This window comes from Brucella ciceri (genome assembly GCF_041930145.1).
GTDB lineage: Bacteria > Pseudomonadota > Alphaproteobacteria > Rhizobiales > Rhizobiaceae > Brucella > Brucella intermedia.
Genome location: NZ_JBHEEV010000002.1, coordinates 72,950 through 92,201, shown reverse-complemented (window position 1 = coordinate 92,201; position 19,252 = coordinate 72,950). Strand labels below are relative to the sequence as shown.

The following is a 19,252-nucleotide window of genomic DNA, read 5'->3' as shown; positions in this document are numbered from 1 at the left end:
CTGCATTGGGTCAAATACCCGATATCCGGATCAAATAGAGCCAAAACGAAAAAAGGCGGACCGAAGCCCGCCCTTTGTATGATTCGTTGCGAAAAATTAGAGGAATTTCAGAGCGTTGCGACCAGCATAACGCGCCTGCTTGCCAAGCTCTTCCTCGATGCGGATAAGCTGGTTGTACTTTGCCGTACGGTCCGAGCGAGCCAGAGAGCCGGTCTTGATCTGTCCGCAGTTGGTGGCAACTGCGAGATCGGCAATAGTAGAGTCCTCGGTTTCACCCGAACGGTGCGACATGACAGCAGTGTAGCCGGCCTTATGAGCGGTTTCCACAGCATCAAGCGTTTCGGACAGCGAGCCGATCTGGTTGACCTTCACGAGAATCGAGTTGGCGACGCCCATGCGGATACCGTCGCGAAGACGGGCCGAATTGGTGACGAACAGATCATCGCCAACGAGCTGGCACTTGTTGCCGATCAGATCGGTCAGATATTTCCAGCCTTCCCAGTCATCTTCAGCCATACCGTCTTCGATGGTGACGATAGGATAGTCGCTGGCGAGCTTGGCAAGATACTTGGCTTGAGCCTTCGGATCGCGCGTCTTCCGTTCGCCTTCATAGACGTAGTTGCCATCCTTGAAGAACTCGGTTGCCGCGCAATCGAGGCCAAGAGCGATGTCTTCACCCGGCTTGAAGCCAGCCTTCTCAATCGATTCCATGATGAAATCGAGGGCAGCCTGGGCATTCTTCAGATTCGGAGCAAATCCGCCTTCATCACCCACATTGGTGTTGTGACCGGCATCCTTGAGGCGCTTCTTGAGCGTGTGGAAAACTTCCGAACCATAACGAACAGCTTCACGAACGGACGAAGCGCCGACCGGAAGAATCATGAATTCCTGGAAATCGATCGGATTGTCGGCATGTGCGCCGCCATTGATGATGTTCATCATGGGGACCGGCAGGACATGGGCGTTTGCGCCGCCGACGTAGCGGTAAAGCGGCAAACCGGCTGCCTGGGCTGCAGCCTTGGCAACGGCAAGCGAAACACCCAGAATTGCATTGGCGCCGAGATTGCCTTTATTCGCCGAGCCGTCGAGCTCGATCATCGTCTGGTCGATAAGCAGCTGGCTTTCTGCATCCATGCCGGCAATCGCGTCGAAAATCTTGCCGTTGACCGCTTCAACGGCCTTTTCCACGCCCTTTCCGAGATAGCGGCCGCCACCGTCGCGCAATTCTACGGCTTCATGTGCGCCAGTCGATGCGCCGGACGGAACCGCCGCACGTCCGAAAGAGCCATCTTCAAGCACAACGTCCACTTCGACGGTCGGGTTGCCGCGGCTGTCGAGAATTTCGCGACCGACGATGTCGATGATTGCAGTCATAGGAACCAGTCCTTCCCTATAGATTGCCCCGCCATATGCGCGAGGCGCTTAACAAATCCGATGCGGCCATTTCTTAGCGCATAATCCCGAAACTTTGCAGACATTTCAGAAAAGATTATCCACCGGGCCGGTTTCTAAGCCTTAGCGAAACAAAAGGCGGAGGAAAATCCCCCGCCTTTCTAAATTCTCCGAGAACTGTTTAAAGCCCCTTCGCGATACGATCGAAAGCCATGAGCTTTTCGAGCAGTGCGGGCATCTTATCCACCGGCACCATGTTGGGACCATCGGAGGGCGCGTTATCGGGGTCCTGATGCGTTTCGATGAACAGCCCCGCGACGCCAACGGCAACGGCCGCGCGCGAAAGTGTTTCAACAAACTCGCGCTGTCCGCCCGACGAACCGCCCTGCCCGCCTGGCTGCTGGACCGAGTGAGTCGCATCAAACACAACCGGCGAACCAAGGCCAGCCATGATCGGCAAGGAACGCATATCGGAAACAAGCGTATTATAGCCGAAAGAAACGCCGCGTTCTGTCGCCAGTACATTGGGATTGCCGCTTTCCGTGATCTTGGAAAGAACATTCTTCATGTCCCACGGCGCCAGAAACTGGCCCTTCTTCACGTTCACAACGCGTCCAGTCTTTGCCGCAGCGATCAGCAGATCGGTCTGACGGCAGAGGAATGCCGGGATTTGCAGGACATCAACCACGGGAGCAACTTCGGCACATTGCTCTTCCGTATGGATATCGGTCAGTACTGGAAAACCGAACTCTTTCTTGAGATCGGCAAAGACTTCGAGCGCCTTTTCGAGACCAATACCGCGCTCTGCCTTCAAGGAGGTGCGATTGGCCTTGTCGAAGCTCGACTTGTAGACGAGACCGATGCCGAGTTTGACGGTCATTTCCTTGAGACGTCCTGCCATCTCGAAAGCGTGTTCACGCGTTTCCATCTGACATGGACCTGCGATCAGGGCAAATGGCGCACTGTTTGAAAAAGTAACGTTTCCGATTTTTACGGATGAATTGGCAGCGGCCATGACGTGAACCTCAATATTGGATGCTTTCCGGCATCTTATCTGGCGTAAACGCAGGTTGAAAACAAGACCGCATCCTGAATGCCGAAACGAAAACGCGCCCCGAAAGGCGCGTTAGAGTTTTAGACCAGACGGCTCTGCTCGATTGCCGCTTCGATAAAGGAAGCGAAGAGCGGATGTGGTTCGAACGGTCGGGATTTCAGTTCGGGATGGTACTGAACACCGATAAACCAAGGATGGTCAGGATATTCAACTGTTTCAGGCAGAACACCATCCGGTGACATGCCTGCAAAGTTCAACCCGGCAATTTCCAGACGTTCCTTGTAGTCAATATTGACTTCATAGCGATGACGATGGCGCTCGGAAATATCGGTCGAGCCATAGATTTCCGCGATCTTCGAGCCCGGCTTCAATGCTGCTTCATATGCGCCAAGGCGCATCGTGCCGCCAAGGTCACCCGCCGCCGCACGCTTTTCAAGCATATTGCCCTTCAGCCACTCGGTCATCAGGCCGACAACCGGCTCCTTGGTCGGACCGAATTCGGTCGAAGAGGCGTTATCGATACCAACAAGATTACGCGCAGCTTCGATGCAGGCCATCTGCATACCGAAGCAGATGCCGAAGTAAGGAACCTTGCGTTCGCGAGCAAACTTCGCCGCCAGTATCTTGCCTTCCGCACCACGCTCGCCGAAGCCGCCAGGCACCAGAATGCCATGAACCTTTTCCAGATATGGAGCCGGATCTTCGCTTTCGAAGACTTCCGCCTCGATCCAGTCGAGGTTGACCTTCACCTTATTGGCAAGACCACCGTGATAAAGCGCTTCAATCAGCGACTTATACGCATCCTTGAGACCCGTATATTTGCCGACAATGGCAATGGTCACTTCGCCTTCCGGATTGTGAAGGCGGTTGGAAACTTCTTCCCAGCGATCCATGCGTGGCTTTGGAGCCGGATCGATACCGAATGCAGACAGGACTTCCGAATCAAGACCTTCCTTATGATAGGCAATCGGAACGTCATAGATCGTGGCCACGTCGAGCGCCTGAATGACCGCGCTTTCGCGGACATTACAGAACAATGAAAGCTTGCGCCGTTCCGATTCCGGAATCTCGCGATCAGCACGAACCAAAAGGATATCCGGAGCAATGCCGATAGAGCGCAGTTCCTTGACAGAATGCTGGGTCGGCTTGGTCTTCAGTTCGCCCGCAGCTGGAATATAAGGCATCAGGGTCAGGTGGATATAAACCGCTGTTCCGCGTGGCAGTTCATTGCCGAGCTGTCGGATTGCTTCGAGGAACGGCATGGCCTCGATGTCGCCAACCGTGCCGCCGATTTCGCAAAGCACGAAATCGTAATCTTCGTTGCCTTCAAGGACGAAGTTCTTGATCTCGTCGGTCACATGCGGAATGACCTGAACCGTCGCGCCAAGATAATCGCCGCGGCGTTCCTTTTCGATGATGTTGCGGTAGATACGGCCGGTCGTGATATTGTCCTGCTGGTTGGCAGGACGACCGGTGAACCGCTCGTAATGGCCCAGATCAAGGTCGGTTTCGGCACCATCGTCAGTGACGAACACCTCACCATGCTGGTAAGGCGACATCGTGCCGGGATCGACATTCAGATAAGGGTCGAGTTTACGGATACGCACGCGGTAACCACGTGCCTGAAGGAGTGCAGCCAGAGCTGCGGCAGCTATGCCTTTTCCAAGGGAAGAAACCACGCCGCCAGTGATGAATACATATCGCGCCATGGGCTTATCTCGTTAGACTTTCTTGATTGATTCCGCCACAAAAAAATGCACCCCGATGGTGTTTTTTCACCGGAGCCAGGCGGTAATCGTCGTTGCACAAAGAAAAACCGGAGCCAGAAACCCCGGAGCGAATACGCTTGTACTCTCTAGCGCCCATCTTCACATAAAGCCATGTCGAAGCTCGAAATCCACAGCTTCCGAAATGATGATGCGCAAAAGAAAAGGCCGGGCCACGAAGCCCGGCCACTTTCACATAGTCAATTACAGATCAGAGAACAACCACTTCGGTGCCAAGACCGACGCGCTCATATAGATCCATTACGTCCTCATTGATCATGCGGAAGCAGCCGTTCGAAGCCGAGCTTCCGATGGTCCAGGGCTGCACGGTGCCGTGAATGCGGATATAGGTATCCTTGTTTCCCTGGAACAGGTAGAGGGCGCGGGAACCAAGCGGGTTGCCCGGACCACCATCCATCCCGTTCTTGAAGCGACCATAGTGGGCAGGATCGCGCTCGATCATTTCCTTGGTCGGAATCCAGCGCGGCCACTCACGCTTCGCGTTGATTGTTCCGGTGCCCTTGAACTCCAACCCCTGCTTGCCGACAGCAATGCCGTAGCGACGAGCCGTCGACGACGTTTCAACGAGATAAAGGAAACGCTGTTTCGGGTCGATCACGATCGTGCCGGGCTTATAGCCGGTAAATGCTACTTCCTGCGCCCGAAACTTGGGATCGATGTTGTACTTGCTGGCTTTAACCGCATTGCCGCTCTTGGAAGCCTTTTTCTTCTTCGGCTTTTCGGGATTGGTCTTGGTGTCGCTTGAAAGCGCTACCTGCTGAACGGATGCGGCAGCTTCGTTCAGCTGCGCTTCAGCGCTTACGGGCGAAGCTGCAAATGCCGGAGCAGTCGCCCCAATGCAGAGACTTGCAATACCTGCCATCAGAATACGGCGTGAAAACATGTTCGGTTCCCGAAAAATCAAGCACAAGGGAGAAACGCCTGCCGCATTAATTGCGACCAGACTTTCGCCCTGCTTACTGCAAAGCGATCCGGTTCTCAATTCGCTGCCACCGTTCTGCAATGCGATTCGGAGCAGCCTATTGCCTAGCTGCAACACTTTGCAGCTCGATGGTTAACAAAAAGAAAACCGGCCGCAAGGGCCGGTTTCCGCATTCAATTCACGCTGCGCGTTTTATTGCGAGCTTGGAACCGGATTGGCCGGAACAGCCGGAGCCTGTGGCTGCGCGGCATCAGGCTGCGTTGCCGGCGCACCGGCGCTTGGAGCCGCAGGTGCTGCCTGATTTGCGTCCGGGCGTGAAGACTCACCGCCCAGCTGGTTAAGAATACCGCCGCCGTTTCCACCAGCCGGGGCCGTCTGACTACCGGTTGCTGCCGGAATACGGTTGAGGATGTCGGTAGGCTTTTCCCCATAGCGAGCCATGATGCCGAGGATAAGCGACGTGGCGAAGAAACCAATCGCAAGAATGGCCGTCGTGCGGGTCAGCGCGTTCGCAGCACCGCGAGCCGTCATGAACCCCGAACCACCGCCAATGCCAAGGCCGCCGCCTTCCGAGCGCTGGATAAGCACAACGCCGACAAGCGCCAGCACGATCAACAAGTGAATGACAATGAGTACGGTCTGCATGGGTTACGGTCTTTACATCCCTAAAACTAGAGCGGCTCTTTACACGCTATTGTCCGATAATCCAAGCCCCGAGACCAAGATAGACAGACGTGAGACGCCGGTTACAAATTACGATAGGTTTCGCATATGGCGAGAAAATCGTTCGCCTTCAAGCTCGCACCGCCGACAAGCGCGCCGTCCACATCCGCGACGCCCAGCAATTCCAATGCATTTGAAGGCTTGACCGAACCGCCATAAAGCAACCGAAGATGGGCACCTTTCGCGCCGAAACGTTCAATCAGCTGCTCACGCATGAAAGCATGCGCAGCGCGCACGTCCTGCACCGTCGGTGTCAGGCCTGTGCCAATTGCCCAGACTGGCTCATAAGCGATGACGGTATTCTCCGCATTGACACCGTCGGGTAAGGAACCGGCAAGCTGCTCGCCGATTACATCCAGCGTGCGCTCTGCTTTGCGTTCATCGGCAGTCTCGCCGACGCACACGATGGCGATCAGTCCCGCGGCCCAGGCGGCTTCGGTCTTGGCGCGAACGACCTCATTGCTTTCGTAATGGTCGGTTCGGCGCTCGGAATGTCCGATAATGACATGTGTGGCGCCTGCTTCCCTAAGCATCTCGGCCGAGACATCGCCCGTATGCGCGCCAGACACTTTATGGTGGGCATCCTGACCACCGAGACCAACGGTCTCACCTTCGAGCGTTTCCGCCGCACGGGAAAGAAGCGTCGCGGGCACGCAGATCACTGCATCAAGCTTGCGGCCGAGATCAGAGCTGAGGCCGGCAGCAATCGCACGCAGTTCGGTCAGGGATTCTCCCGTTCCATTCATCTTCCAGTTGCCAGCAACCAGCGGACGGATTCCCGGAGTCATTTCATTCTCCTCGCCTGTTCGAAACAGCCGGCGTGATCACGCCTCGAAAACGGATCAGCGCCAAAATTTGCCACTGACTAAGCGTATTCGTGCCGCAATGCAAATGTTCTTAGGTTCCTACTTGCAATGAGACCTTGCATATAGGGCTGGCTTAAGGTTATCCCCTGACTGGCTCTATCCATAAAAGCCGAGCTTCGTTTTGTTCTTGAAGGGTTTCCAATGCTCGACAGCCTGCGTTCCGCCGCTCAATCCTGGGTCGCCAAACTTCTGCTTGGCCTGCTTGTACTGAGCTTTGCGATCTGGGGCATCTCCGATGTCTTTCGCGGCGGCCTGTCAGGCAACGCCGCGTTGACGGCCGGGGGCTCTGAAGTCAGCGCCACTGATTATCGCTTTGCCTATGAGCAGCAGATGATGCGTCTGTCCCAGCAGTTCCGCCAGCGCCTGACGCGCGAACAGGCAAAAACGCTCGGCGTCGAAAACCAGGTGCTTGCCCAACTCGCAGCCGGCGTTGTTCTGGATGAAGGCGCGCGTAACATGCAGCTTGGCCTTTCCAAGGACGGAATTGCGCGGCTGACGGGCGAGGATCCGGCTTTCCATGATGCAAGCGGCAACTTCAATCGCGCTCAGTTCGACGCGGTTCTTCGTCAATCCGGCATTCGCGCGCAGGACTATCTCGACAACCGCGCCAAAGTCGCCCGCCGCCAGCAGATCGTGGAAGCGGCCACGGATGGCATCAAGCTACCGGACGCAGCGTTGAAGGCGTTGGCCCTATATCAGGGTGAAACCCGCAGTGTCGACTATGTTACCATTCAGGCGGAAAAGGCCGATGCCGTTCCCGCGCCATCCGACGATGCGCTCAAGAGCTATTTCGAAGCGCACAAAGACGAGTACAAGGCGCCGGAATACCGTAAGGTAACCTATGTGAAGCTGGAGCCGGCTGACATTGCCGATCCCTCCGCCGTCACGCAGGATGAAATCAGCGAGTATTATGAGAAGAACAAGGATCGCTTCGGTACAATCGAAAAGCGCGCCATCGAGCAGTTGAACTTTGCCGATGACGCAGCGGCTGAAGTTGCCCAACAGAAAATTGCCGCTGGAACGAGCTTCGTTGACATCGGTAAGGAACAGGGCAAAACCGAAGACGACCTGAAGCTCGGCACCTTCGAAAAATCCGCTATTCCCGACCAGGCCGTGGCCGATGCAGCATTTGCGCTGGCGGAGAATGGTGTTAGCCCAGTCGTAAAGGGAAGCTTCGGTCCCGTCATCCTGCGCGTAACGCAGATCGAACGGGCTCATGTAAAGCCGCTGGCCGAAGTTGAAGGCGAAATTCGCACCACCCTTGCGAACAATATCGCAGCAAGCAGCATCAGCGGCATTCATGACTCCTACGAGCAGGAACGCTCCGATGGCGCATCCATGGCAGATGTGGCTAAGAAACTGAGCCTGAAAACTGTCACCGTGGAAGCCGTCGACGCCGAAGGCAACGATCCTTCCGGCAATCCCGTCCAGCTGCCGAACTCGGAAGCACTCCTTGCAGCAGCCTTTCAAGCCGATCAGGGTTTTGACAACGACGCCCTGACCATGGGCAATGTCGGCTATCTCTGGTATCAGGTTGATGGTATCACCCCGGCCCGTGACCGTACGCTTGATGAAGTCAAGGATAAGGTTGTGGCTGCCTGGAAGGGCGAAGAAGCCGTCAAGCGCCTCAACCAGCGTGTGGAAGAACTGAAGAAGCGTCTCGATGGCGGCGCGACACTCGACATGATTGCTTCCGAACTGGGTGTCGAAAAGCAAACCAAGCGCGGTGTTGTCCGCACCACCAATGATGCCGATACCGGAACCGCTGCCGCAGCGCAGATTTTCCGCGGAGCAAATGGTTTCACTGGCAGCGCTGCCGCACCTTCGGATGATGCCCAGATCCTGTTCAAGGTTACGGAAGTTACCGAACCTGCCGCAGCTGGCCCGGAAGCCATTCCGGAACAGCAGCAGAAATATCTGGCGACATCACTCTCGGATGACATCCTTGAACAGCTCGTCGGTGAATTGCAGAAGCAGTACCCCGTTAAGATAAATCAGACCGTCATCAACAACGCTTTGGCGTTTTAGGGACGGTGGGCATCCAAAATGGCTGATCTAAAACCCTATATTGCGAAAGCTGCTGCTGGAGAGCCGCTTTCGCTGGAAGATTCCAGGGCCGCTTTCGACATCATGATGTCTGGCCAGGCGACGCCATCGCAGATAGGTGGATTGCTGATGGCGTTGCGTGTACGCGGTGAAACAGTACCGGAAATCGCTGGTGCTGTCGCCTCCATGCGGTCCCGCATGCTGGGAGTCTCCGCTCCCGACAATGCAATCGATATCGTCGGAACCGGTGGCGACCAGTCCGGCTCCTACAATGTTTCAAGCTGCTCGGCGTTTGTCGTGGCTGGCGCCGGCGTCCCTGTGGCCAAGCATGGCAACCGGGCCCTCTCCTCTCGTTCAGGTGCCGCCGATGCGCTCGCCGCGCTCGGCATCAATATCGAAGCCGGTGCAAACACGATCGGCCGCAGCATCACCGAAGCTGGCCTTGGCTTCATGTTTGCACCGATGCACCATTCCGCCATGCGCCATGTCGGCCCTTCACGGGTCGAACTCGGCACGCGTACCATCTTCAATCTGCTTGGACCTCTTTCCAATCCGGCCAGCGTCAAGCGTCAACTCGTCGGAGTATTCGCGCCTCAATGGCTCGTACCTTTGGCCGAAGTGCTCAAGGAACTGGGTTCCGAAGCGGCATGGGTTGTCTATGGCGATGGTCTCGACGAAATGACCACCGCAGGCACAACGCAGATTGCGGCTCTTGAGAAGGGTCAAATCCGTACTTTTGAAATCACGCCGGAAGAAGTCGGGCTTCGCCGTTGCGATCCTGCGGAACTGAAAGGCGGCGAAGCTGCCGTGAACGCCAAGGCTCTGCTGGGTGTACTTGAAGGCGATAAAAATGCCTATCGGGACATCGTGTTGCTCAATTCGGGCGCGGCGCTCGTCATTGCTGGCAAGGCGAAAGATTTGAAAGAAGGCATCGAACTGGCGACGCAATCCATCGACAGCGGTGCCGCACTTGGTGTTTTGCAGAAGGTGATTGCCGTTTCGAACGACAACACCGCCTGACGGAAAGGATCAAGTTATGTCTACCGATATTCTGCGCAAGATAGAGGCTTACAAACGCGACGAAATCGCCGCCGCCAAGGCCGAGCGTAGCGTGGCAGATCTGAAAGCACGCGCTCAGGATCAGGAAGCACCCCGCGGTTTTCTCAAGGCACTGGAAGCGAAACGCGCGGCTGGGGAATTCGCCCTGATAGCCGAAATCAAGAAGGCGAGCCCTTCGAAAGGCCTTATTCGTCCTGATTTCGATCCGCCCGTCCTTGCACAGGCCTACGAGGCTGGTGGTGCGGCGTGTCTTTCCGTGCTGACCGACGCGCCGTCCTTTCAAGGAGCGCCAGAATTTCTGACGGCGTCCCGCAACGCATGTGGCCTGCCGGCACTTCGCAAAGACTTTTTGTTCGATACCTATCAGGTGCATGAAGCCCGCAGCTGGGGCGCGGACTGCATCCTGATCATCCTCGCCAGCGTCGATGACGATCTGGCGAAAGCGCTCGAAGAAACCGCTTTCGAGCTTGGTATGGATGCTCTCATCGAAGTACACGACGAGACCGAGATGGAACGCGCACTCAAACTGTCGTCGCGTCTGCTCGGGGTCAACAACCGCAATTTGCGAACGTTTGAGGTCGATCTCGCTGTCTCCGAACGCCTGTCGAAAATGGCTCCCTCCGACCGCTTGCTGGTTGGGGAAAGCGGCATCTTCACACACGAAGATTGTCTGCGACTGGAAAAGTCGGGGATCGGGACGTTCCTCATCGGAGAAAGCCTGATGCGCAAGGCAGATGTTGCAGCGGCGACCCGCGAACTTCTGACCGGCAAGGCCTGACCGATGGTCTCCAAACTCACCCATATCGACCAGAGTGGCGCTGCCAACATGGTGGATGTTGGGAGCAAGGACGAGACAGAACGTCAGGCTGTGGCCGAAGGATCGGTCAGAATGAAGCCGGAAACGCTGGCGCTCATTCTGGAAGGCAATGCAGCCAAGGGTGATGTCATCGGCACTGCGCGTCTGGCTGGCATCATGGCAGCGAAAAAGACCTCGGACCTTATTCCCCTCTGCCATCCATTGATGCTGACCAAAGTCGCGGTCGAAATCGAACCGGACCACACTTTGCCCGGCCTGCGCGTTCGTGCACTCGCCAGGCTGAAGGGACGCACCGGCGTAGAAATGGAAGCGCTCACCGCCGTTTCAGTTACCTGCCTCACGATCTATGATATGGCCAAGGCGGTCGACAAGCATATGGAGATCGGCAGCATTCGCGTTATCGAAAAGAGCGGCGGCAAATCAGGCGACTGGACGGCATAAACTGCTTTTTCCAGATATGCTGCTGACTTTGCTTTGGATCAATTCTGCCAATCGTTTTTTATGGTTTAGACGGGGCAGAAATTCAGTTCGAGAGGAAACGCCATGTCCCTTCTCCCGGTCGATGAAGCACTGGCCCGCATTCTGAAGTCGGCTGAGCCGCACGGCACTGAGCAGATCGCATTGTCAGATGCTGGTGGACGTGTCGTTGCAACACCCGTGCTGGCACATTTTCTGCAGCCGCCTTTTGACGGTTCGGCGATGGACGGCTATGCCCTGATCGCGCCGGACAACATCTCCTATCCTGCCGAGTTCGATATCATCGGCGAGTCGGCGGCGGGCAATCGCTTCGAAGGCGAATTAAGAAGCGGACAGGCAGTCCGCATTTTCACCGGCGCGCCGCTTCCCAACGGTACCGACACAATCGTCATTCAGGAGCACACCGAGCGCTCAGGCAACCGGTTGATCGTCCATAAAGGCATGGAACCGGGACGGCATATACGCCGCGCAGGCCTGGACTTTTCGCCGGGCAATATAGTCATTCCATCAGGCCGTGAACTGGATGCCGCTGCACTGTCGCTGGCAGCGGCCAGCGGCAATGCGAAAATCGACGTATTCAAAAAGCCCACTGTAGCCATTATCGCTACCGGCGATGAGCTTGTTGCACCGGGCGAGATACCCGGAAAAGACCAGATCGTTGCATCGAACAGTGTTGGAATTGCCGAGATCGTAAGACGAGCCGGCGGGACTTCTCAAGATAAGGGGATCATTCCCGATGATCCCGCTAAAATAGAGCAGGCAATAGAAGATAGCCTGCAAAGCGGCGTCGACGTTCTGGTCACAATCGGCGGAGCTTCGGTCGGTGACAGGGACTTTGTCCATGGCGCGCTGCAGAAACTGGGCATCAACCTCGATTTCTGGAAGATCGCCATGCGGCCTGGCAAACCGCTGATGCATGGACGAATCGAGGTGAATGGCAAGATCGTCCATGTTATCGGCTTGCCCGGCAATCCTGTTTCCAGCCTGGTGTGCAGCCTTGTTTTTCTCCGGCCGCTTGTCGCGAAGCTCGCCGGCACCAGCCTTGAAGCCGGCATCCGTCCGGCGAAGCTGGGTGTTGCCCTGCCAGCTAACGATCATCGCCGCGACTATATCCGGGCTACCATCGAATCACGACCGGATGGAATGCTGGTCGCGTCGCCTTTTCCGTTGCAGGATTCGTCCATGTTGTCCGCCCTCGTCCGCTCAAAAGCGCTTATCATCAGGGATGAGAACGCTCCCGCTGCCGCTAGTGGCGATGATTGCCGAGTTCTGATGCTATAGCGGCAACGCCTCATCCGAACATGAGGAATTCACCCTAAGCCCCGGTGCGATATATATTATTCAGAATGTCGCCCCACTCACTCCGGTGGCGGGAATGCAGCGCTGGAACATCCCTTCTTTCCTTGTTCTTAGCATTAACGATTTTAAAACCATTGCAGAACAAGACTGGAACATATAGTGTTCGTTCTGGTTTTGTTTTTCTCGATTCTTGGCCGGGAGGGTGTCGCGCATGTTGACCCGTAAGCAGCACGAGCTTCTGCTGTTCATTCACGAACGTCTGAAGGAAACGGGCATTCCTCCCTCTTTCGACGAGATGAAGGAAGCGCTCGATCTGGCTTCAAAATCGGGTATCCATCGTCTGATCACTGCTCTGGAGGAGCGTGGCTTTATCCGCCGCCTGCCCAACAGGGCGCGTGCGCTTGAGGTGTTGCGGTTGCCGGATTCAATCGCTCCTGGGCTCAATGCGCAAAAGAAGTTCGCCCCCAGCGTGATCGAAGGTAGTCTTGGCAAAGCGCCGCCACCCCCTCCACCAGCTCGCCCTGCCCCTGTAGCTACCAATGACGACACGTCGGCTACGGTATCCGTACCGGTAATGGGACGAATAGCTGCGGGTGTGCCGATCTCCGCCATTCAGAACCAGACCCACTCCCTCAGTCTACCGCCAGAAATGATCGGCGCGGGCGAGCATTACGCGCTGGAGGTCAAAGGGGATTCAATGATCGATGCCGGAATTTTCGACGGAGACACGGTGATCATCAAACGCGGAGATTCCGCAAATCCCGGTGAGATCGTGGTAGCTCTGGTCGATGATGAAGAAGCGACCTTGAAGCGCTTTCGCCGTAAGGGTGCCTCCATCGCTCTGGAAGCGGCTAATCCCGCTTATGAAACGAGGATATTCGGCCCTGACCGTGTTCGCGTACAGGGGAAGCTCGTCGGTCTCATCCGCCGTTACTAGAGCACGTCTTCCGAAAGCGGGAACCGGTTTCGGGTGATGCGCATGACAAAACTGAATCGAGCGGTTTGGATTGAATAGAAGCGAGAGACCGCTCGAAATCAATTGCAGCGCGTTGTAGCGTCGTCCGCGCCCGATGAACAGTCTGCTACGTTTCGAGTGGAAGCGGATTTGGGCTTGTATTCTCGTTCGGGCAAGCCGCGTGCCGCGCGCGAATGAATGCGATGCAAATGCCAGGGACGGCTTGGAACATCAACAGCGTATGTAATTCGGTCGTCCGGACGCAAATCGGGTGTCGGCTGCTTCTTGTCGAGCCTCGCAGTTTCATGCGATTTTCCCGTTGCCGCTTTGGGAGAGCGGCTTTCATCGCGTTGTTGTCCAAGTCTGATTTCTACGGCTCCTTTCAGCGCCAGATCGCGTTTACTGATGCTGGTAATCGTTGAGCGACGACATGTGGCATCCTTGCCCGGAACAGCCAGGATGACCACATCCCCGATATTGCACGCAATTTCCTGCATTGCCGGTTCTGCAGTATAGGCAAGCGTGCGACCATCACGCAGGGTAATCGTGCACACTCCCTCAACACACTCAAAACCATCGGACGCGGCCAGCTCTTCTTTTTTAACCGAAAGCGGCGGGATCATTTCCTTGACCAGATAGGCAGTTTTCCAATTGTCGATTGTGAACTGGGAAGGTCGATTTCGATTAACCGCAAGCCTTCCGTCCTCCAATCGGACGCCTACCAGCTTGGCATCTTCGGATATGACGATATCGGGAAATGGTTCCCTTAAAAAAACCACCAGGCCCAGGACGACAAATGGGAGCGCCAGTACCTTCAGTCTGGTGGAAAGCACAACCGCCAGAACCAGCGCAATGGTCCAGAAAACAAGAGTAAGCGCGGGCATGGTTCCTGGATTACCATCCGGCGACCAGGCAGCGACGAAGGCAGCAATGTGCCTTACCGCGAAAATGCCCCAGCCCATTATTTGCAGAGGCACCCAGTCAAGCTGCAAAGGCATCAGCACCAGGCCGAAAACAGCAAACGGCATCACAAGCAAGGCTATTGCGGGTTCAGCAAGCACATTTCCCACCAATCCCAATGGCGCGGTGTTGTTGAAATGATAGGCGGCGAAAATGCCGCTTGCCAACCCGGCAATGAGCGAGGTGCCTGCCGCTGCCGCGACTAGCTTTAATATCCGCCGAGCAAAGCCGTCGCTAGGCTTCCTACGCTTCTCTATGCCGACACGCCTGTTCGCATTGCGTTCACTCCACCAGGCATAACCGGCGATCAACGCAGCGGTTGCAGAGAACGACATCTGAAAACTCGGCCCCAAAATCTCATGCGGCGAAAGAGCGATCATCGCGAGCGCCGCTATGGCCAGATTGCGCATGCTGATGGCAGCGCGATCGACCAGTGATGCTCCAAGCATAATCGCAATCATTACATAGCTTCGTTGCGCAGCAACGTCCGCACCGGACATGGCAAGGTAGAAGGTACAGCTTAGTAGGGAGAGAAAAGCCGCGTATTTCTTCACCGGGTGCCGGACGCTGAAAGCGGGAAACAGCGCGAAGGCGGATCGTAGCGTCAACATGACGACGCCAGCGGCGAGCGCCATATGCAAACCCGAGATTGAAAGAATATGTGCAAGCCCTGCCTTGCGCAGATCGTCGTTGGTTTGCTCGCTGATCCCGGCGCGGGTGCCTGCCACGAGCGCCGAAGCGACACTACCATCCTCCCCTCCAATCACTTCCTCGATCCGTTCAGAAACCCGGACCCGTAGCATGGCAATCCACTGGGACATTTCCGCTGTCAGTTCATCTGGCGGGGGAACAATCGCTAATTTGGGCGTCCCAAGAAAGAACCCGTTGGCGCCAATGCCATTGAAATATGCGTGAAAAGAGAAATCATAGTTTCCAGGGCGGACGGCGCCAGACGGAATGCGCAATCGCGCAAAACCGGACAATCCGCTGCCAATCGCTGTTGTCGCCGGTATATCTCTGGCATTGATGCGAACGCGCTTCGGCGGAAATCGAAGCTTGGGGCGCTCGGTCTGAAGCACCTCAAGTGTTATCCGCCAACTACCATTATCCTGATATTCAAGCGCAACGACCCGGCCCGTCACACGCGTCGCCACGTCTGAGCCCAACATCGACGTGGCGCGACGTTCCGTTTCCCATTTGCCGACCATAAGCCCGCCGATCAGAGCGATAGCCAAGGTTGTGCCCTGGGCAACCGCAAAATGCTTGCGCGTCGCAATTCGCAAGCTGAGGGCAATCGCGAGCATGGACAGAAGCGGAGTCCACGCAGGTTCGAATGAAAGCGTGAAATAGATTATCGCGCCAATACCGGCAAAAACCGGAAGCAGGAGGAAGAGTACGCCGCGTCCGGCTTCTGTTTCCATCGCAGCCTTGATCTGGCTGCCTGCGACCGAAGATATAGACAAAAGCCGTTCACGCAGGCTCAATCCCGAAGGCTTGACGGGTGGTAAGTCTACTTCGAATTCACCTGGAGGCGAAGTCTCCGGAAATAAGGCGCGCAGCGAACCATCAGGCATGCTTCTGACAAGTGCCCGTTCGTTTACCTCGCTCGCTTCCCTGATGCCTGTCATGCCCCCGCCTGACCGCAAAAGTTGGCCTAAACCGCCAAAGTACCCCGAAAGAACAACGGCTCATCGGTGCGAAAGGGTTGCGAAGCCCTTGCGCACGTTGCTGCCTATGCTACATGAACCGCAGCCGAAATCGAGTGAGTTCGTACAAAGAACCGCGATTACCTGCCGAGTTGCCTCGCGCAGGCATTGGAATTCAAGTTCGCGCCTGTGTCTCCGGCATTCGCCGCTGCTCTGGAATGGCGCACGACATAGTGGAGCTATCATGCCGAAACCGGTCGTTACCCGTTTTGCCCCTTCGCCCACCGGGTATCTGCACATTGGTGGTGCGCGCACTGCCCTGTTCAACTGGCTTTACGCCAAGCATAACGGCGGCAAGATGCTGCTGCGTATCGAAGACACCGACCGGGAACGTTCTACCGATGCCGCGACGGCTGCCATTCTCGATGGACTGACCTGGCTGGGGCTGGATTGGGACGGCGAAGCCATCTCGCAATTCGAGCGCGCGCCTCGCCATCGCGAAGTAGCGGAAGAGCTGGTTGCTCTTGGCAAGGCATATTACTGCTATGCAACGCCGGAAGAACTGGAAGAAATGCGCGAGAAAGCCCGCGCCGAAGGTCGTCCACCGCGCTATGACGGTCGCTGGCGTGATCGCGATCCGTCAGAAGCACCCTCAGGCGTAAAGCCGGTCATTCGCATCAAGGCGCCGCAGGAAGGCGAAACTCTCGTGCAGGATGCCGTGCAGGGCGATGTCCGCTTCCCGAACAAGGATCTCGATGATTTCATCATCCTACGTTCCGATGGCACGCCCACCTACATGCATGCAGTCGTTGTCGATGACCACGACATGGGTGTGACCCATATCATTCGCGGCGATGATCATCTGACCAATGCCGCGCGGCAGACAGTCATCTACAACGCAATGAACTGGGACGTGCCACAGATGTCGCACATCCCGCTGATCCATGGCGCTGACGGCGCAAAACTCTCCAAGCGTCACGGCGCTCTGGGTGTCGATGCCTACCGTGCGATGGGCTATTTGCCCGCGGCCCTGCGCAACTATCTCGTGCGCCTCGGCTGGAGTCACGGCGATGACGAGATTATGTCGACCGAACAGATGATCGAATGGTTCGACGTCAAGGACGTCAACAAGGGTGCGGCCCGCTTCGATTTTCAGAAGCTGGAGGCGATCAACGGCGTCTATATGCGCGCCAGCGACGATCACGCGCTCTATGATGCGCTTATAGCCGTTCTTCCGGAGATTGAAGGCGGCAAGGAAATTTCCGATGCGCTGGACGATAAGCGCCGCGCACAGTTGCTTGCCGCCATGCCCGGCCTGAAGGATCGTGCCAAAACTCTTGTGGAACTGGCTGACGGATCGAAATTCATCTTCGCTGCTCGTCCCCTTGACCTTGACGAGAAGGCAGCCTCCCTCCTGAATGAAGAGGGCCGCGCTGTACTCAAGTCTGTTCTGCCGGATCTGGAAGCTGCAACCGAATGGACTGCCGAATCTCTCGACGCGGTCGTGAGGACTCACGCGGAAAAAACCGGGCTGAAACTCGGCAAGATCGCACAGCCCCTACGCGCAGCATTGACCGGTCGAGCCACCTCTCCGGGCGTGTTCGACGTGCTTTCCGTCCTTGGCCGTGAGGAGTCGCTCGGGCGTATTCGCGATCAAATCGGTTAAGGTGGGAACATTCACGCTGACGTGACAAAACCGGCGTAAATAGTTCAAATTACGCATTGCATCGCGAACCGTTTGGGATAGTTTGACGGGCAAAATCGTTAGGATAATGCGTGAACGCTAATGGTCCCCACAGGGGCGGGACCATTCCAAGAGATAAAAGACAAATTATAACGACGATTACAATTCTGCCGTCGTGCGGGCGGCAAAGTGGACATGAAAGGAAACACGATGTCAGATAGGACAGCCAGCTTTACACTAGAAGGCAAAACATTCGACCTGCCTGTACGACAAGGCACTGTCGGACCAGACGTCGTTGATATTGGTCCACTCTACAAGAATTCCCAGATGTTCACCTACGATCCGGGCTTCACCTCCACGGCATCGTGCGAATCCAAAATCACCTACATCGACGGTGACGAAGGCACCCTGCTCTATCGCGGTTACCCAATCGATCAGCTTGCCGAACACGGCGATTTTCTGGAAACCTGCTACCTGCTTCTGTACGGCGAACTGCCAACGGCAACCCAGAAGGCTGACTTCGACTATCGTGTGACGCGCCACACGATGATTCACGAACAGATGACGAAGTTCTTTACGGGCTTCCGCCGTGATGCCCATCCTATGGCCGTGATGGTCGGCTGTGTCGGCGCGATGTCGGCTTTCTATCATGACTCGACCGACATCACCGACCCGCATCAGCGTATGGTTGCGTCGATCCGTCTGATCGCCAAGGTCCCGACGCTCGCTGCCATGGCCTATAAGTACCATATCGGCCAGCCGTTCATGTACCCCAAAAACGATCTCGATTTCGCGTCAAACTTTCTGCACATGTGCTTTGGTGTTCCATGCGAGGATTACAAGGTCAATCCGGTTCTGGCGCGCGCGATGGACCGCATCTTCATTCTCCACGCGGATCACGAGCAAAACGCCTCGACCTCGACCGTGCGCCTTGCCGGTTCGTCGGGCGCCAATCCATTTGCATGTATCGCTGCCGGCGTTGCCTGCCTCTGGGGCCCTGCGCACGGCGGCGCTAACGAAGCCGCGCTCAACATGCTGGCTGAGATCGGTTCCGTCGACCGCATTCCTGAATTCATCGCCCGTGCAAAGGACAAGAACGATCCGTTCCGTCTGATGGGCTTCGGTCACCGCGTCTACAAGAATTACGATCCGCGCGCCAAGATCATGCAGAAGACCTGCCATGAAGTTCTGGGCGAACTCGGCATCAAGGACGATCCGTTGCTCGACGTTGCGATGGAACTGGAAAAGATTGCCCTGACGGATGAATACTTCATCGAAAAGAAGCTTTACCCGAACATCGACTTCTATTCCGGCATCACGTTGAAGGCCCTGGGCTTCCCGACCGAAATGTTCACGGTTCTCTTTGCACTCGCCCGTACCGTTGGCTGGGTCGCACAGTGGAAGGAAATGATCGAAGATCCGCAGCAGAAGATCGGTCGCCCGCGCCAGCTCTACACGGGCGCCGCCGAACGCGACTACGTACCGCTCGCAAAGCGCAAATAAATATCAGATCCGCATAAGAAAACCCGGTTGCAACAGCCGGGTTTTTTTCATGCCTGCTCGCA

The 19,252-nt window shown here is 56.3% G+C and carries 15 protein-coding genes; 8 read left to right on the top strand and 7 right to left on the bottom strand.

Going from position 1 to position 19,252, the window contains the following annotated elements:
• Positions 1–96 precede the first annotated feature (96 nt).
• The 6 genes from eno to tpiA form a co-directional block, all read right to left on the bottom strand.
• Complete coding sequence (gene eno, locus JNC63_RS03625) at positions 97–1,374, bottom strand: phosphopyruvate hydratase (RefSeq protein ID WP_021585221.1); 1,278 nt, start codon at positions 1,372–1,374, stop codon at positions 97–99.
• 199 nt (positions 1,375–1,573) lie between these two features.
• Positions 1,574–2,407 carry a 3-deoxy-8-phosphooctulonate synthase gene (kdsA, locus tag JNC63_RS03620; protein WP_063882216.1) on the bottom strand — a complete coding sequence of 278 codons (834 nt, stop codon included), beginning with the start codon at positions 2,405–2,407 and terminating at the stop codon, positions 1,574–1,576.
• A 119-nt stretch (positions 2,408–2,526) separates the two neighbouring features.
• Positions 2,527–4,155, bottom strand: a complete 1,629-nt coding sequence (gene pyrG, locus JNC63_RS03615; RefSeq protein WP_063882214.1) for a CTP synthase — start codon at positions 4,153–4,155, stop codon at positions 2,527–2,529.
• 268 nt (positions 4,156–4,423) lie between these two features.
• Positions 4,424–5,116, bottom strand: a complete 693-nt coding sequence (locus tag JNC63_RS03610) for a L,D-transpeptidase (protein ID WP_063882211.1) — start codon at positions 5,114–5,116, stop codon at positions 4,424–4,426.
• A 231-nt stretch (positions 5,117–5,347) separates the two neighbouring features.
• The gene (gene secG / locus JNC63_RS03605) at positions 5,348–5,800 is read right to left on the bottom strand and encodes a preprotein translocase subunit SecG (RefSeq protein ID WP_063882209.1); all 453 of its coding nucleotides are present in this window, start codon (positions 5,798–5,800) and stop codon (positions 5,348–5,350) included.
• Positions 5,801–5,901: 101 nt separating this feature from the next.
• Positions 5,902–6,666 (bottom strand): triose-phosphate isomerase, encoded by a 765-nt coding sequence (tpiA, locus tag JNC63_RS03600; RefSeq protein WP_006466929.1) that lies wholly within the window; start codon positions 6,664–6,666, stop codon positions 5,902–5,904.
• A gap of 219 nt (positions 6,667–6,885) precedes the next feature.
• Here tpiA and JNC63_RS03595 point away from each other — a divergent pair, with 219 nt between their 5' ends.
• The 6 genes from JNC63_RS03595 to lexA all read left to right on the top strand — a co-directional run bounded on the left by JNC63_RS03595 (position 6,886) and on the right by lexA (position 13,379).
• A complete protein-coding gene (locus JNC63_RS03595; RefSeq protein WP_063882207.1) occupies positions 6,886–8,772 on the top strand; it encodes a peptidyl-prolyl cis-trans isomerase in 1,887 nt (628 codons plus the stop codon).
• Positions 8,773–8,790: 18 nt separating this feature from the next.
• Positions 8,791–9,810, top strand: coding sequence for an anthranilate phosphoribosyltransferase (gene trpD, locus JNC63_RS03590; RefSeq protein ID WP_063882205.1), 1,020 nt, complete (start codon positions 8,791–8,793; stop codon positions 9,808–9,810).
• Positions 9,811–9,826: 16 nt separating this feature from the next.
• Positions 9,827–10,627: an indole-3-glycerol phosphate synthase TrpC gene (trpC, locus tag JNC63_RS03585; RefSeq protein WP_063882203.1), complete on the top strand. Its 801-nt coding sequence runs from the start codon at positions 9,827–9,829 to the stop codon at positions 10,625–10,627.
• A gap of 3 nt (positions 10,628–10,630) precedes the next feature.
• Positions 10,631–11,107, top strand: coding sequence for a cyclic pyranopterin monophosphate synthase MoaC (gene moaC / locus JNC63_RS03580; protein ID WP_063882201.1), 477 nt, complete (start codon positions 10,631–10,633; stop codon positions 11,105–11,107).
• A gap of 102 nt (positions 11,108–11,209) precedes the next feature.
• A complete protein-coding gene (locus tag JNC63_RS03575; protein ID WP_063882199.1) occupies positions 11,210–12,424 on the top strand; it encodes a molybdopterin molybdotransferase MoeA in 1,215 nt (404 codons plus the stop codon).
• A gap of 229 nt (positions 12,425–12,653) precedes the next feature.
• Positions 12,654–13,379, top strand: a complete 726-nt coding sequence (lexA, locus tag JNC63_RS03570) for a transcriptional repressor LexA (RefSeq protein ID WP_006470537.1) — start codon at positions 12,654–12,656, stop codon at positions 13,377–13,379.
• Between the two features lie 98 nt (positions 13,380–13,477).
• On the opposite strand, the gene JNC63_RS03565 is transcribed toward lexA, so the two are convergent.
• Complete coding sequence (locus JNC63_RS03565) at positions 13,478–15,985, bottom strand: ComEC/Rec2 family competence protein (protein ID WP_063882198.1); 2,508 nt, start codon at positions 15,983–15,985, stop codon at positions 13,478–13,480.
• Between the two features lie 262 nt (positions 15,986–16,247).
• Between JNC63_RS03565 and gltX the strand changes: the two genes are divergently transcribed.
• Positions 16,248–17,669: a glutamate--tRNA ligase gene (gene gltX, locus JNC63_RS03560; protein ID WP_063882196.1), complete on the top strand. Its 1,422-nt coding sequence runs from the start codon at positions 16,248–16,250 to the stop codon at positions 17,667–17,669.
• 228 nt (positions 17,670–17,897) lie between these two features.
• Positions 17,898–19,190 carry a citrate synthase gene (gene gltA / locus JNC63_RS03555; protein WP_022570157.1) on the top strand — a complete coding sequence of 431 codons (1,293 nt, stop codon included), beginning with the start codon at positions 17,898–17,900 and terminating at the stop codon, positions 19,188–19,190.
• Positions 19,191–19,252: the final 62 nt, after the last annotated feature.

Coding starts and splice junctions, on each gene's coding strand:
- eno (WP_021585221.1), bottom strand. CDS start 1,374: ATGACTGCAATCATCGACATCGTCGGTCGCGAAATTCTCGACAGCCGC.
- kdsA (WP_063882216.1), bottom strand. CDS start 2,407: ATGGCCGCTGCCAATTCATCCGTAAAAATCGGAAACGTTACTTTTTCA.
- pyrG (WP_063882214.1), bottom strand. CDS start 4,155: ATGGCGCGATATGTATTCATCACTGGCGGCGTGGTTTCTTCCCTTGGA.
- JNC63_RS03610 (WP_063882211.1), bottom strand. CDS start 5,116: ATGTTTTCACGCCGTATTCTGATGGCAGGTATTGCAAGTCTCTGCATT.
- secG (WP_063882209.1), bottom strand. CDS start 5,800: ATGCAGACCGTACTCATTGTCATTCACTTGTTGATCGTGCTGGCGCTT.
- tpiA (WP_006466929.1), bottom strand. CDS start 6,666: ATGACTCCGGGAATCCGTCCGCTGGTTGCTGGCAACTGGAAGATGAAT.
- JNC63_RS03595 (WP_063882207.1), top strand. CDS start 6,886: ATGCTCGACAGCCTGCGTTCCGCCGCTCAATCCTGGGTCGCCAAACTT.
- trpD (WP_063882205.1), top strand. CDS start 8,791: ATGGCTGATCTAAAACCCTATATTGCGAAAGCTGCTGCTGGAGAGCCG.
- trpC (WP_063882203.1), top strand. CDS start 9,827: ATGTCTACCGATATTCTGCGCAAGATAGAGGCTTACAAACGCGACGAA.
- moaC (WP_063882201.1), top strand. CDS start 10,631: ATGGTCTCCAAACTCACCCATATCGACCAGAGTGGCGCTGCCAACATG.
- JNC63_RS03575 (WP_063882199.1), top strand. CDS start 11,210: ATGTCCCTTCTCCCGGTCGATGAAGCACTGGCCCGCATTCTGAAGTCG.
- lexA (WP_006470537.1), top strand. CDS start 12,654: ATGTTGACCCGTAAGCAGCACGAGCTTCTGCTGTTCATTCACGAACGT.
- JNC63_RS03565 (WP_063882198.1), bottom strand. CDS start 15,985: ATGACAGGCATCAGGGAAGCGAGCGAGGTAAACGAACGGGCACTTGTC.
- gltX (WP_063882196.1), top strand. CDS start 16,248: ATGCCGAAACCGGTCGTTACCCGTTTTGCCCCTTCGCCCACCGGGTAT.
- gltA (WP_022570157.1), top strand. CDS start 17,898: ATGTCAGATAGGACAGCCAGCTTTACACTAGAAGGCAAAACATTCGAC.